This is a genomic window from Actinomadura pelletieri DSM 43383 (assembly GCF_003634705.1).
Taxonomy (GTDB): domain Bacteria; phylum Actinomycetota; class Actinomycetes; order Streptosporangiales; family Streptosporangiaceae; genus Spirillospora; species Spirillospora pelletieri.
Map to the genome: position 1 here is coordinate 464,393 of NZ_RBWU01000005.1, position 14,414 is coordinate 478,806.

The 14,414-nt window shown below is 71.5% G+C and carries 9 protein-coding genes; 5 read left to right on the forward strand and 4 right to left on the reverse strand.

The window, feature by feature from the left end; genetic code table 11:
- Positions 1 to 81 precede the first annotated feature (81 nt).
- The 4 genes from BZB76_RS23940 to mfd form a co-directional block, all read right to left on the reverse strand.
- On the reverse strand, positions 82 to 2,559 hold the full coding sequence (locus BZB76_RS23940; RefSeq protein ID WP_170180721.1) for a transglycosylase domain-containing protein: 2,478 nt from the start codon (positions 2,557 to 2,559) through the stop codon (positions 82 to 84).
- A 79-nt stretch (positions 2,560 to 2,638) separates the two neighbouring features.
- Positions 2,639 to 3,733, reverse strand: coding sequence for a nucleoside triphosphate pyrophosphohydrolase (locus BZB76_RS23945; RefSeq protein ID WP_121436642.1), 1,095 nt, complete (start codon positions 3,731 to 3,733; stop codon positions 2,639 to 2,641).
- Between the two features lie 5 nt (positions 3,734 to 3,738).
- Positions 3,739 to 4,395 (reverse strand): SurA N-terminal domain-containing protein, encoded by a 657-nt coding sequence (locus tag BZB76_RS23950; protein ID WP_147449509.1) that lies wholly within the window; start codon positions 4,393 to 4,395, stop codon positions 3,739 to 3,741.
- 42 nt (positions 4,396 to 4,437) lie between these two features.
- On the reverse strand, positions 4,438 to 8,031 hold the full coding sequence (gene mfd, locus BZB76_RS23955; protein ID WP_121436644.1) for a transcription-repair coupling factor: 3,594 nt from the start codon (positions 8,029 to 8,031) through the stop codon (positions 4,438 to 4,440).
- A 268-nt stretch (positions 8,032 to 8,299) separates the two neighbouring features.
- Between mfd and BZB76_RS36015 the strand changes: the two genes are divergently transcribed.
- The 5 genes from BZB76_RS36015 (at position 8,300) to BZB76_RS23980 (ending at position 14,330) form a co-directional block, all read left to right on the forward strand.
- On the forward strand, positions 8,300 to 9,169 hold the full coding sequence (locus tag BZB76_RS36015; protein ID WP_246007148.1) for a class I SAM-dependent methyltransferase: 870 nt from the start codon (positions 8,300 to 8,302) through the stop codon (positions 9,167 to 9,169).
- Positions 9,170 to 9,375: 206 nt separating this feature from the next.
- A complete protein-coding gene (gene cysC, locus BZB76_RS23965) occupies positions 9,376 to 11,010 on the forward strand; it encodes an adenylyl-sulfate kinase (protein ID WP_246007149.1) in 1,635 nt (544 codons plus the stop codon).
- A gap of 192 nt (positions 11,011 to 11,202) precedes the next feature.
- On the forward strand, positions 11,203 to 12,183 hold the full coding sequence (locus tag BZB76_RS23970; RefSeq protein WP_121436903.1) for a sulfite exporter TauE/SafE family protein: 981 nt from the start codon (positions 11,203 to 11,205) through the stop codon (positions 12,181 to 12,183).
- Positions 12,161 to 12,952: a WecB/TagA/CpsF family glycosyltransferase gene (locus tag BZB76_RS23975; protein ID WP_246007150.1), complete on the forward strand. Its 792-nt coding sequence runs from the start codon at positions 12,161 to 12,163 to the stop codon at positions 12,950 to 12,952. The genes BZB76_RS23970 and BZB76_RS23975 overlap by 23 nt, the downstream gene beginning before the upstream one ends.
- A gap of 106 nt (positions 12,953 to 13,058) precedes the next feature.
- On the forward strand, positions 13,059 to 14,330 hold the full coding sequence (locus BZB76_RS23980; RefSeq protein WP_121436646.1) for a hypothetical protein: 1,272 nt from the start codon (positions 13,059 to 13,061) through the stop codon (positions 14,328 to 14,330).
- The last annotated feature ends 84 nt before the right edge of the window (positions 14,331 to 14,414 follow it).

Sequence of the window (14,414 nt, forward strand, 5' to 3'; positions counted from 1 at the left end):
CCGTGGCGCGGGTCGCATCGACGGGTCGCACGGGTGGTCGCACGGGTGGGTCAATGCCCGGGGAAGGCGGGCGAAACCGGGTCAGCCCGGGGCCTGTTGCCCGCCCTCGCCGGGCAGACCCGGGAAGGTCGGCGGCGGGGTGACCGGTGGGATCGGCGGCAGCGGATCGCCGTCGCGCGGGCCCGGTCCCTTGCTGACGCGCAGCGTGACGGTCTCGCCCGGTTCCACGGAGCCGGGATCGGGCGTCATCTCCGCGACGCTGCCCTTGGGGAACTCGCGGGACTTGACGGGCCTGCCCACGACGACCTTGAACTCGGCGGCGCGGAGCCTCTTGACGGCCTCGTCCAGCTTCATGCCGCGCACGTCGGGCAGCTTGACCTTCTCCTCACCCGATCCCTGGCTGAAGAAGTGGGACGGCGGGCGGCGGAACGAGGACGCGGGCGTGTCCGACAGCGCGCCGAGCATGCTCTGTCTCCAGATCGGCGCGGGGATCGTCGCGCCGAACACGGCGCCGTAGCAGCGGCCGTCCATGCACAGGCTGTCCATCGGGTACTTGTAGCCGCCGCGCGGGTCGCCGACCCACACGGCCGCGGCGAGGTCCGGTGTGTAGCCGGCGAACCAGGCGGCGGAGTAGTCGTCGACCGTGCCGGTCTTGCCCGCGGCGTCGCGGCCGAGGCCCAGGCCGCGCGCCGTGCCCTTGGTGAGGACGCCGCTCAGCACATGGTTGACGGCGTCCGCGACGCCCTTGTCCATGGCCTGCCTGCACTCGCGCGGCGGAACCTCCAACTCTTCTCCGGCCGCGTTGGTGATCTTCTTGATGGCGATCGGCTCGCAGTACTTGCCGCGGGCGCCGAACGCCGCGTACGCGGCCGCGAGCCGCAGCGGCGAGACGGGGTTGGACCCGAGCGTGAAGGACGGGACCTCCTCCAGCGGCTTGCCGTTGGCCTGCCGCATTCCGAGCTTCTCCGCCATCTTGACCGAGTCGCAGAGGCCGACCTCCTTCTCCAGGGCGAGGAAGAAGGTGTTGACGGAGTGGTGGGTGCCGGTGACGAGGCTGAACTTCTTGCCGCCCTCACCGTCGGCGGCGTTGCCCAGCGACGCGGACGCGTCACCGACGCGCTCGCCGTCGCAGTTGCGGTAGCCGACCGGTGTGTACTTGCGCGGCGCGAACAGCCGGGTGCCGAACGGCATGCCCTCGTCCAGCGCGGCGGCCAGCGTGAACGCCTTGAACGTGGACCCGGCCTGCATACCGATGCTGGACCCGTGGCTGGCGTCGGCGGCGAAGTTGATCCAGGTCTTGCCGCGTTCCTTGTCGGGGCCGAGCTCGCGGTCGACGACCATCGCCTTGATCTCGCCGGTGCCCGGCTCGACCATCACTTCGGCCGCGGCCTTGCGCGCGGAGTTCTTGGGCGGGACGTGCCCGTCCACCGCGCGCTGCGCGGCCTTCTGCGCGCGCCGGTCCATGGTGGTGTGGATGGTGAGGCCGCCGCGTTTGAGCAGCTTCTCCCGGACGTCCGCCGTCTGGCCGAACACCGGGTTCGTCAGGATCTCCCGCTGCACGTAGTCGCAGAAGAACGGTGCCTCGCTCGTCACGCAGCCGCTCTTGACGTTGTCGACCTTCAACCGGATCGGCAGTCTCGCCGTGGCCTCCGCCGTGGCGCGGTCGATCCAGCCGAGGTCGGCCATCCGCTTCAGGACGACGTTGCGCCGGTCGCGGGCCGCGGTCGGGTGCTGGGTCGGGTCGTAGGCGTAGGGGTAGCGGACGATCCCGGCGAGCAGCGCCGCCTCGGCGAGGTTCAGTTCCGACGCGTGCTTGGAGAAGTAGTGCCGGGACGCCGCCTCGATGCCGTAGGCGCCGTCGCCGTAGTAGGCGATGTTGAGGTAGCGGCGCAGGATCTCGTCCTTGGTGAACCGCTTCTCCAGCGCGACCGCGTACTTCAGTTCCCGGATCTTGCGCGCGGCGGAGACCTCCTGGGCCTCCTTGCGCTCGGTGTCCGACTCGGCCTGGGTGATCAGCAGGTTCTTGACGTACTGCTGGGTGAGGCCGGAACCGCCCTGCTGGACCTGGCCGCTGCCGAGGTTGCTCAGGAACGCCCGGAGCGTTCCCTGGGCGTCGATGGCGCCGTGGTCGTAGAAACGACTGTCCTCGATGGCCAGCACCGCGATGCGGAGAACGGGAGCGATCTGCGACAGGGGGACGTCCACCCGGTTCTGGTAGAAGAACGTGGCGATGGTGCGTCCGCCCGCGTCGAGGATCCTGGACCGCTGCGGAACGCCGGAGGTCGTTAATCCCTTGGGCTCGGCCTGGAACCAGCGCGCCGCGTCGCGCGCGCCGATGCCCGCCGCGCACGTGGTGGGGAGCAGTACGAGCGCGACGAGAAGCCCCGACAGGCCGCTGAGCGTGCTCAGGCCCCGGAACGCGCGCGCCCGCTCGCGGCGGGAGGTGGAGGGAGCGAAGAAACGACGGCGGGAGCGGCGGGTGGGGCGAGGGCGCGCCGGAATCGGGACGCCCGACACTCTTTCGGGGTCCCCGGAGTCCTCATCCGCCTCAGCCGACACGCGCTCAGAGTAGACGCGCGACCGCGGTCGTACCACCCCATTGGCGATATTTCGGCGAATACCTCGCGAATCAGACGTGTCAGGCGTCGTCTTTCCGCTGGTCTCCGCCGCTTCGCGGTTGCCGTTGTTCCCACGCTCGGACACGATCGCGGAATACCCGGGAAACCGCCCGCAACTCGGACTCGGCGTCCACTCCCCGCTCCGCCGCCTCGCCGACGATCGCGAAGAGCCGCGCGCCCACCTCGCTCCCGGCGCCCGGCTCACCCGCCGCTGATCCGCCCGCCCCGGACTCGCCCGCCCCGGACTCGGCCGCCCCGGACTCGGCCGTGAGGTTCTCCGCGAGGTCGGCGGGGGCGTTCATGCGCGCGGCGCGGCGCCGCAACTGCGCGGCGAGCGACAGCGCGGGCTGTCCCATCGGAACGCCGTCCAGCGCCGACGCGTCCGCGCCGCTCTTCTCCGCCCGCTCCGCCGCCTTGATCTGCTCCCAGTTGGCGTTGACCTCGTCGGCGCCGGAGACGGTCACGTCCCCGAACACGTGCGGATGGCGCCGGACGAGCTTGTCGACGATCGCGCCCGCCACATCGTCGATCGTGAACGCGGTGTCGTCGTCGCGCTCGGCCGCGACCACCGAGTGGAACGCCACCTGCATCAGCACATCGCCGAGTTCCTCGCGCAGCGCGCCGTAGTCGCCCGACTCGATCGTGTCGAGGACCTCGTACGCCTCCTCCAGCAGGTACGGGACGAGGGTCGCGTGGGTCTGCTTGCGGTCCCACGGGCATTCGCGGCGCAGCGTGTCCATCACCGACACCAGATCGAGGAGCCGCGCGCCGGGCAGGTCGTACGACCCGTGCAGCACCTCCACGTCCAGCGGCTCGCTCTCCGTGTCGGTGGAGGCGACCTCGACCACAAGACGGCCGATCTCGCGCATCAGGGCCTCGTCGCCGTCCGGCGCGGCGACCCACAGGACGTCCGCGCGGCGCGCGTCGGCGACCAGCCGGGCCGGGTCGGGCTCGTCCACGACCTCCGGGGCGATCCCGGCGTCGTGCAGGGACGGCAGCAGCGGATGCCCCGCGCGGATCCCGACCGTGGAGGCCGACCGGAGCGCGTCCCAGGCGCGCCAGGTCAGCAGGCCCGGCGCCACCCGGTGCGTGGTCGCGAGCAGTGTCAGGCTCATGCGCCTCAGATACCCGAATCGGGGCTGGACAGCCGGTACCGGACGGGCCCGACCCCGACCTCACGCGGGTCGTAGTTCCCATACCGGGGGTTGACGTCGATGTCCATGGCGCTCGCGGTGCCGCGGAACAGCCCCGGCCACTGCATCCCCGCCTGCCGCACCGCGATCTGCGTGGCGACGAGCCGGGCCAGGTCACGGGTGTACCGGCGGGGCAGCCCGCTGGCGAGCGTGATCGACTCGGCGCCGCCCCGCACGGTCGGCGGACGGCCCATGATCCGGTTGGCGTCCGCGTCGAGCAGCCCGACCGCCTGGTCGACCTGCGTTCCGGTGACCTTCACCCCGGCCCGCTCGGCCGCCTCCTCGGCGACCCGGAAGTTGATCAGCAGGGTGAGCGCGCCCCGCACGTCGGAGTCGGACTCACCGGCGAGCTGCGCCGGATCGCCGGGGTTGGCGCGCAGCTGGTTGGCCACCGGGTCGGCGCGGAACTGCTCCCGCCAGTCGCGGACGGTCTGGCTGAGCGTGGTGACGGTGATGCGGTCGTCGTCCACCACCGCGGCGGCTCCGACCTTGGGGGAGCCTCCGCAACCGGTCAGCGCGCCGGCCGCGACCAGGGCCACGGCCACGACCTTCGCTGACTTGCCGGGCACGGACTTACCAGGCACGGAAACCTCGTCTCGTCGTGATCAAGTGGAATTCGCGTCAGACTACCGGCTGGCGGGGGCGGGTGCCGCCGCCGGGAACAGCGCCTCGACGAGGTCCGTCGCCCAGCCCAGCAGCTCCTGGTCGCGCAGCGGACGGCCACCGATCGCCTCGGTCTTCGGTGCCGGGACGAGCAGGGTGTCGGTCGCCGGCTTCAGGATGCTCTTCGGGTACAGCCGCTGCAACCTGACCTGCATCGAGTCGGGCAGGTCGACCGGCGTGAACTTGATGAAGTTGCCCTGGACGGTGATGTCGCTGAGCCCGGCACGGCGCGCCTTCGTCCGGAACCGCGCCACGTCCAGGAGGTTCAGCACCGGGACGGGCAGCGGCCCGAACCGGTCCTTCAGCTCCTCGTGCACGGCGCCGATCTCCTCCTCGGACGTGATCGCGGCGATACGGCGGTAGGCGTCCAGCCGGAGCCGTTCGCCCGGCACGTACTCGTGCGGCAGGTGCGCGTCGACCGGCAGCTCCACCTTCGTCTCCACGGCCTCCGGCTCCCGGCCGCCCTCCTTCAGATCCCGGACCGCCTCCCCGACCATCCGGACGTACAGGTCGAACCCGACGCCCGCGACATGCCCGGACTGTTCGGCGCCGAGGATGTTGCCCGCGCCGCGGATCTCCAGGTCCTTCATCGCGACGTACATACCGGCGCCGACCTCGGTGTGCTGCGCGAGGGTCGAGAGCCGCTCGTGCGCGGTCTCGGTCAGCGTCTGCTCCGGCTGGTAGAGGAAGTAGGCATAGGCGCGTTCCCGGCCGCGTCCGACACGGCCGCGGAGCTGGTGCAGCTGCGACAGGCCGTACATGTCGGCGCGGTCCACGATGAGCGTGTTCGCGTTCGGCACGTCCAGGCCCGACTCCACGATCGTCGTCGCGACCAGGACGTCGTAGTTCTTCTCCCAGAAGTCGACCATGACGCGTTCGAGCTCGTGCTCGTTCATCTGGCCGTGCGCGATCCCGATCCGCGCCTCCGGGACGAGCTTCGCCAGGTTCGCCGCCACCTTGTTGATCGACCGGACCCGGTTGTGGACGAAGAACACCTGTCCCTCGCGCAGCAGCTCGCGCCGGATCGCCGCCGCGATCTGCTTCTCCTCGTACGGGCCGACGAACGTCAGGACGGGATGGCGTTCCTCCGGCGGCGTCAGGATCGTCGACATCTCCCGGATGCCGGTCAGGCCCATCTCCAACGTCCGCGGGATCGGCGTCGCGGACATGGCGAGCACGTCCACCTGCGTCCGGAGCCGCTTCAGCTCCTCCTTGTGCTCGACGCCGAACCGCTGCTCCTCGTCGATGACGACCAGCCCGAGGTTCTTGAACCTGGTCTGCGACGACAGGATCCGGTGCGTGCCGACGACCACGTCGACGGTGCCGTCGGCCATGCCGCGCAGCGTCTCGTCGATCTCCTTGTCGGACTGGAACCGGCTGATCGGCTTCACCACCACCGGGAACGCGGCGAACCGTTCGGTGAACGTCGACATGTGCTGCTGGACCAGCAGCGTCGTCGGCACGAGCACCGCGACCTGCCGGCCGTCCTGGACGGCCTTGAACGCCGCCCGCACCGCGATCTCCGTCTTGCCGTAGCCGACGTCGCCGCAGATCAGCCGGTCCATCGGCACGGGCCGTTCCATGTCGGCCTTCACCTCGTCGATGGCGGCGAGCTGGTCGGGCGTCTCCACGTAGGGGAACGCGTCCTCCAGTTCCCGCTGCCACGGGGTGTCGGGGCCGAACGGGTGGCCGGGGCTCGCCATCCGCGCCGAGTACAGCCGGATCAGCTCCCCGGCGATCTGCCGGACGGCCTTGCGGGCCCGGGACTTGGCCTTCTGCCAGTCGGCGCCGCCGAGCCGGTGCAGGCTCGGCGCCTCGCCGCCGACGTAGCGGGTCAGCTCCTCAAGCTGGTCGGTCGGGACGAACAGCCGGTCACCCCTGGCGTACTCCAGGGTCAGGTACTCGCGGGTGGCGCCCTGCACCGTCCGGCTGACCATCTCCACGTACCGTCCGACGCCGTGCTGCTCGTGCACCACGTAGTCGCCGGGCTTGAGCTGCAACGGGTCGATGCCGCCGCGCCGCCGCGACGGCATCCGCCGCGCGTCCTTCGTGGACGACTTCTGCCCGGACAGGTCGGTCTCGGTCAACACCGCCAGCTTCAGCGGCTCCCAGACGAACCCCTTCTCCAGCAGCCCCGTCGTGACGGTGACCAGCCCCGGCTCGGGCGGCCCGGCCAGATCGGCGAGCCGGGCGCCGACGCCCTCCTCCCCCACGAGCTGGACGAGCCGTTCCGCGGGCCCGTGCCCGGCCGTGACCATCACCACACGCCAGCCGTCGTCGGCCCAACCCTTGAGGTCGCCGACGACCCGCATGGTGTCGCCCCGGTAGGCCTCCGCGGGCCGCACCCCGAGATTGACCACCTCGGCGGTGCCGGTGTCGACCCCGCCCGCCGCCGCCCCCGCTTCCAGGGGGTTCAGCGCTGTCACGCTCCAGCGGGGCAGTCCCAGCTCCGCGCTGTGCTCGCGGACCTCCTCCAACGACCGGAACGCGGCGGCGCCGAGATCGATCGGCGCCTCTCCCCCGGCGGCGGCGTTGACCCAGCTCGCCTCCAGGAACTCCTGGCTCGTCCGGACCAGTTCCTCGGCCCGGGTGCGGATCCGCTCCGGCTCGCACACCAGCAGCACCGAACCGTCCGGGAGCAGGTCGGTCAGCAGCTCCATGCTCTCGGCGAGGACGGGCGAGAACGCCTCCATGCCCTCCACGGTGTCGCCGTCGGCGATCCGGCCGAGGATCTCCTCCAGCGCCGGATGCTCCTCGGCCAGCAGCTTCGCGCGCTCCCTGACCCGCTGCGTCAGCGGCAGCTCGCGGCACGGCGGCGCCCACAGCCCGGCCGGCGCGACGTCGAGGGAACGCTGGTCGGCCGCCTTGAAGTAGCGGATCTCCTCGACGGTGTCGCCCCAGAACTCCACCCGCAGCGGATGCTCCTCCGTCGGCGGGAACACGTCGAGGATCCCGCCGCGCACCGCGATCTCGCCGCGCTTCTCGACCAGGTCGACGCGGTGGTACCCGGCGTCCACGAGCCTGCGGACGGCGTCGTCCATGTCGGCGTCCTCGCCGGAGGTCAGCCGCAGCGGCTCCAGATCGGCGAGACCCGACACGATCGGCTGGAGCACCGCGCGGATCGGCGTCACCACCACGTCCAGCGCGCCGCCCCGGCCCGCCGCGCCGTCCGCCCTGCCGGACACCGCGCCGTCCGGCAGGGCGGCGTCCGGGTGGACGAGACGGCGCAACACGGCGATGCGCTGCCCGACCGTGTCGGAACGCGGCGACAGCTTCTCGTGCGGCAGCGTCTCCCACGCCGGGAAGTGCGCCACCCGGCCCGGGTCGAGCAGGCTCGTCAGGGCGGCCGTCAGGTCCTCCGCCTCCCGGCCGGTGGCGGTCACCGCGAGGACGACCCCGCCCCCGGCGGCGCCGCCGACACGGCGGCCCAGCGCCGCGGCGAGGACCGGCCACACCGAGGCGGGGGCGACGATCTGGCGGTCCGTACGCGCCGCCGCGAGGGCGCGTTCCAGCCCGGGGCCGGAGCACGCCAGATCAACAAGTCCAGAAAGCGTCATCTTCGTCCGCTCATCAAGCCGAGGGAGCCTCATAGAACCGGGAGCAGGGCAGCCCGGAAACCCGGAAACCCACCCGGATCCCGGTATCGCGTACCAGGGTACGCGCCACCACCGACGCTCGTTCCGTCGTGCCGCGCCCCGAACCGGTGGTGCGGACGGGCCGAATGAGACCACGGCGAACACCGTCGGCGACGCAACGCGACACGTCGGCGGCCAAGAATAGGCAAATAGCGGACGGACCGCAGTCGAACGGTTACGCTGCGATACTGTGACCGATCTGCGTACGCCGCCGGTCAACGACGGCGATCTCTTCTCAGAACGCGCCCGCCAGTACGCCCTAGAGAAGCCCCTGCAGCGGATCCACATCCTGGAAGCGGGCTGCGGCTGGGGTACGGGCCTGGACGTGGGCGACCGCGAACACCACGTCACGGGCGTCGACATGGAGTCTCCGGAGCTGCGCGCCTACACCTGCGAGCGCCCCGACCTCGACACCTGGCATCTGGGCGACCTGCGGACCGTTCCGCTGCCGCCGCGCGCCTTCGACATCGTGCACGCCTCCTATCTGATCGAGCGGGTGCCGCACGCCGAACTCGTCCTCGACCGGTTCGTGGCCGCGCTCAAGCCCGGCGGGCTGCTGCTCGTCCATCTGCGCGACCGCGGCACCGCGTTCGGTTTCCTCGACCGGACGCTGCCGCGCTGGATGCACGCCTCCGGCCGCCGCCGGAGACGGCGGATGCGCCCGGGACGCGGCCCGCGCGGCGCGCACGCCCGCGTCCCGTACACGCCCGGCACCGAGGCCGGCACCGGGCCCGGCGCGGCGGCGGGCGAGGGGAACGGCACCGCGGAGCGGCCCCAGCCGGCGCCGCGGCCGGTGATCCGCACCGGGCCGCCGCCGGCGATCTACGACCGGGTGGCGTCCCGTGCGGGTATGCAGTGGTACTGCGTGATGCGCGGGCTGGTGATCTCCGAGGAGTACACCTCGCGCCAGGCCATCGACGCCCTCGGCGCCGGTACCGGCCTGGTCGCGCTGGTGTGCCGACTGGTGTCGCTGGTCAGCCGGGGCCGCCTTCCGGCGGACCATAGCGACGTCACGTTCGTGATCCGCAAACCGGAGAACCGCTTCGCCCGGGTCATCTGACCGGGACATCTCAGAACCGGAACAGCTGAGAACCAGGACATCTCAGAACCAGGACAGCTGAGAACCGGGTCGTCTGAAACCGGGACATCTGAGATCGACCTTGCGGGGTGGTGGTGCGGGAGTCCGGTCGGCGCAGTATTTTTCCTGCGGAAACTCCATGCACACGGTTCAGCCCGGCGTTCCGCCGGGCAAGATCGGAGATCGCGGTGACCGCCGAAGCCGGCCTTCCCGACACGCTGCGCGACCTGCCCGCCTGGACCCCCGGCCCGGTGGAGCTCGCCGACCTGGAGCTGATCCTGGCGGGCGTGTACCGGCCGCTGACCGGGTTCCTCGGCTCGTTCGACACCGCCATGGTGATCGCCGGTGGACGGCTCGCGGACGGCACCCCCTGGCCGGTCCCGGTCACCCTGTCGGTTCCGAAGGAGCTGACCGGTCACGAACGGCTCGTCCTCCAGGACCCGGAGGGCGTGCCGCTGGCGGTGCTGCGGGTCACCGAGGCATGGCAGGACCCGACGAGCCACGGCTGGCGACTCGCCGGGCCCCTGGAGGCCCTTCGCGCCCCCGCCCACGGACCGTTCCACGGCCTGCGCCGCCGCCCCGACGAACTCGAACCCTCCGAAGGCCCCACACTTGCAGCTCCACCCGAGGGGGGACGACCCCCCACACCCCCCGTAAACAAGCTCACAACTCCACCCGAGGGGGGACGACCCCCCACACCCCCCGTAAACAAGCTCACAACTCCACCCGAGGGGGGACGACCCCCCACACCCCCCGTGAACAAGCTCGCGGTGGCCACCCGCGAGCCCCTGCACCGCAAGCAGCTCGGCCAGATCAGGCAGGTCTCCGAGCGGCTCGGCGCGACCGTCCTGGTGCTGCCGCTGCTGGGCGGCGAGCACGACGAGTCGCTTGTCCGGGCCCTGCTGGGCGTTCGCCGGGAACTGCCGGACGGCGCCCAGGTCGTCCCCGTCCCGCTGCCCGTTCGCGGCGCCGAGCCGACGGACCCGAAGCGCGACGTCCAGCTCCAGGCACATGTCGCCGCCGCGTACGGCGCCACGCATCTGCTCGCCGACCGGGAGGTGGAGGGCACCGCCGTCCCGACCGTCGTGCCGGAGCCGTGGGCCTACGACGCCGATGTCGAGGTGTGGCGGCCCGTGGCGCGCATCGAGCCCGACCACGTCCAGGCGGAACTGACCCGGGAACGGCTGGACGAGCTGCTGGACGCCGGCGAGCCGATCCCCGACTGGTTCACCCCGCCCGCCGTCGCCCGGGAACTGGCGCTGGCCAGGCCGCCGAAGCTCTCCCGCGGCATCACCGTGTTCTTCACCGGCCTGTCGGGCTCCGGGAAGTCCACGGTCGCCCGCGGCCTCGCGGACGCGCTGATCGAGCGCGGCGGCCGGACGGTCACGCTGCTCGACGGCGACGTCGTCCGGCGGATGCTGTCGTCCGGCCTGACGTTCTCGCGCGCCGACCGGGACCTCAACATCCGGCGCATCGGCTTCGTCGCCGCCGAGATCACCCGGCACGGCGGCACCGCCATCTGCGCGCCGATCGCGCCCTACGCGGCGACCCGCGCGGAGGTCCGGCGGATGGTGTCCGCCGTCGGCGACTTCATCCTCGTGCACGTGTCGACGCCGCTGGAGGAGTGCGAGCGGCGCGACCGCAAGGGCCTGTACGCCAAGGCCCGCGCGGGCGTGATCCCCGAGTTCACCGGTATCTCCGACCCCTATGAGGAGCCGGAGGACGCCGACCTGACGCTCGACACCTCGCGGATGAGCCCGCAGCAGGCGGTCGACAAGGTCCTCGACCTGCTGGTGGACGGCGGTTGGGTCCGCCCCGCCTGAACGGGCCCGACCTGCTCGAGCCCGCCTGAACGGGCCCGCCCGAACTCGCCCGCCCGGCTGGGCCGCACGGCTTGCCTACCCGCCTCGCCTGCCTTGCCTGGAGGGTTCGGTTCCGACGCCGCGGTTATCACAGCCGAGGGCATCCTCTATGGTGATACGGGATTTTTCCTACATAGCAGGTAGGTCATGCCGATGGACTTCGATTGGACGATGGCGCTGGGTTCGTTCCTGGTCGCCATCATCGTCGGGCTGACCGGCATGGGCGGCGGTGCCCTGATGACACCGATGCTCGTGACGTTCTTCAATGTCAGCCCGCTCGCCGCCGTGTCCAGCGACCTGGTGGCCGCCGCCGTGATGAAGCCCGTCGGCAGCGCCGTCCACTACCGGCAGGGCACGATCGACATGCGGCTCGTGGGCTGGCTCTGCGTGGGCTCGGTGCCCGCCGCCTTCTCCGGTGTGCTGCTGGCACGGGCCCTCGGCGACGGCGAGTCCGTCGAAACCCTCATCAGCAAGGCGATGGGCGTCGCCCTGATGATCGCGGCCGCGGGCCTCGTGCTGCGCGGTCAGCTGACCCGCCGGGCCCGCGCCGCGTCCGGCGGGGAGCCCGGCGAGGACGACGGCGAGGTGCCCAGGGTCAAGATCCGGCCCGTCCCGACCGTCCTGGTCGGGTTGGTCGGCGGGGTCGTCGTCGGCATCACCTCGGTCGGCTCCGGCTCCCTCATCATCGTCGCGCTTCTCGCCCTGTACCCGGCGCTCAAGGCCAACCAGCTCGTCGGCACCGACCTGCTCCAGGCCGTCCCGCTCGTGTTCGCCGCCGCCCTCGGCCACCTGCTGTTCGGCGACTTCCGCATGGAGGTCACCGCCGCCCTGCTCGTCGGCTCCATCCCCGGCGTCTACCTCGGCTCGAAGATCTCCTCGCGCGCGCCGTCCAAGCTGATCCGGCGCGTGCTCGTGCTCGTCCTCGTCGCGTCGTCGCTGAAGCTGTTCGGCGTCGAACCCGTCCCGCTCGCGTGGACGATGGTCGTGCTGACCGCCGGCGCGGGCGCCGTCCTGCTGGTCATGCACCGCCGTGATGCCCGAAACCGGGATACGCTGCCCTCTTCCGCCGCATCCCCCGGTCTTTCCGGCACGTCACGAGAGCAGGGCAAGCGTGGACCAACGATGGCCGCATGACACCGTCGACGTCCTCGGCGTCCGCATCAGCCGCACCGGCGTCGCGCAGTTCCGGTCCTTCGTCGAGAGGGCCGTCAAGGACCGGACGAAGCTGACCGTCACCTTCGCCAACCCCGACTACGTGCTCAAGGCCCAGAAGGACCACGAGCTGCGCGCCCTCATGAACGCCTTCGACCTGAACCTCCCGGACGGGTGGGGCGTCGTGCTCGCCGCGCGGATCTTCGGCCGGCCGGTGCCGGGGCGGATGGCCAACGACGACCTCACCGACGACCTGTTCGGGCAGCCCGCCGAGCACGGCTGGCGGGTGTTCCTGTTCGGCAACGCGCCCGGCGTCGCCGACGAGGCGGCCGAGAACGTCCGCAAGTGGTTTCCCGGCCTGGAGATCGCCGGGACGCGGCACGGGCACTGGGCGGACGAGACCGGCCGCATCCCCGCCGCGACCGCCGAACGCCTCGTCGCCGAGATCAACGACGCGGCCCCCGACATCCTGCACGTCGGCCTCGGCACGCCGCTCCAGCAGCGGTTCGTCATCGAGTACCGCGACCGGCTCACCGCGCCCGTCGTGATCACCTGCGGCGCCTACTTCGAGCACCTCGCCGAACGGCGCGACTACTACCCGGCGTGGGTGTTGAAGCTGCGTGTCGGGTTCCTGTACCGGCTGGCCCGCGAGCCGCGCCGGCTGTGGCGGCGCTACACGGTGGAACTCGGGTCCTATCTCGTCCGGGTTACGGTCGCCCGAATCCGCCAGGGCAAGAGCCGGATGGAGTGATCATCGTCCCATTCCGGGCGCCATTCCCGGAAAGGCTGCCCGATTTCTCGCCTTGTGATAAGACAGGGTGCCAACACCATCCCCGGTCGTACCCCGGAGCCCATACATGCGCCGAAGCACCGCCTGCATCCTGGCCACCTCCCTCGCGGCGTTCGCCCTTCCGGCGACGGCGGGCGCGGCCTCGGCCGACCTCGCCCAGTCCAAGGTGGTCTCGGCGAACCCGGTGAACAACACCCCGCACGTCCTGGACGGCACCGTCCGCGCCATCACCGTCGTCGGTGACTTCGTCGTCGTCGGCGGCAACTTCGAGCAGGTGCGCGAGGCGGGCAGCGGCAAGAAGGCGCTGAAGCGGCACAACCTGTTCGCCTACGAGATGAAGACCGGGAAGATCAGCACGACGTTCGTCCCGAAGGTGGACGGCACCGTCCACGCGCTCCAGCCCGGCAGCGGCGCCTGGGTCTACATCGCCGGGACGTTCACCAACGTCAACGGGAAGAAGACCGGCACGGTCACCGCCCTCAAGATCACCACCAACCAGGTGCACACCGGTTTCAAGCCGAACGTGAACTACCGCGTCACCACGATGGTGCGGCGCGGCGCGCGGCTCTACATCGGCGGCACGTTCACCAAGGCCGGCGGCAAGGCCCGCACCGCGGTCGCCCGCCTGGACTCGCTGACCGGCGTCGCCGACAACGGCTTCAACTTCAGCGTCACCACACCGCGCTCGGGCGCGCTCAAGGTCTACAAGCTCGCCGTCGACCCCGCCGACACCCGCATGGTGATCAACGGGACGTTCACCCGCGTCAACGGCCAGAGCCGGCCGCAGATCGCGATGATCAACCTGGGCAAGGGCGCGGCGAAGCTGTCCACCTGGGCGACCACCGAGTACGCCGACGCGTGCAACCTCAACGCGTTCGACACCTATATGCGCGGGATGGACTTCTCCCCCGACGGCAAGTACTTCGTGGCCGTCACCACCGGCGGGCCCTACGGCACCAGCACGCTGTGCGACACCGCCGCGCGCTGGGAGGCGTCCCGCACCGGCTCCGGACAGAAGCCCACCTGGGTCAACCACACCGGCGGCGACACGCTCCTGTCCACCTCGATCACCGGCGTCGCCGTGTACGTCGGCGGGCACCAGCGCTGGCTGGACAACCCCAGGGGCCGCGACAACCCGGGCCCCGGCTCGGTGTCCCGGCCCGGCATCGGCGCGCTCAACCCGTCCACCGGCAAGGCCCTCGCCTGGAACCCGACGCGGACGCTCGGGCACGGTGTCGAGGCCCTCGTCGCGCACCCCAAGGGCCTGCTGGTCGGCAGCGACACCGACCAGCTCGGCAAGGAGTACCACGGTCGCATCGGAATGTTCCCGGCGGGCTGAGCCCACCGGTATCCGGCGCCGCCTTCCTGTTCGGGGACGCGATGCGTGGCGCGCACCGCCGCCCTTGTGAGATAAAGGGCGAGA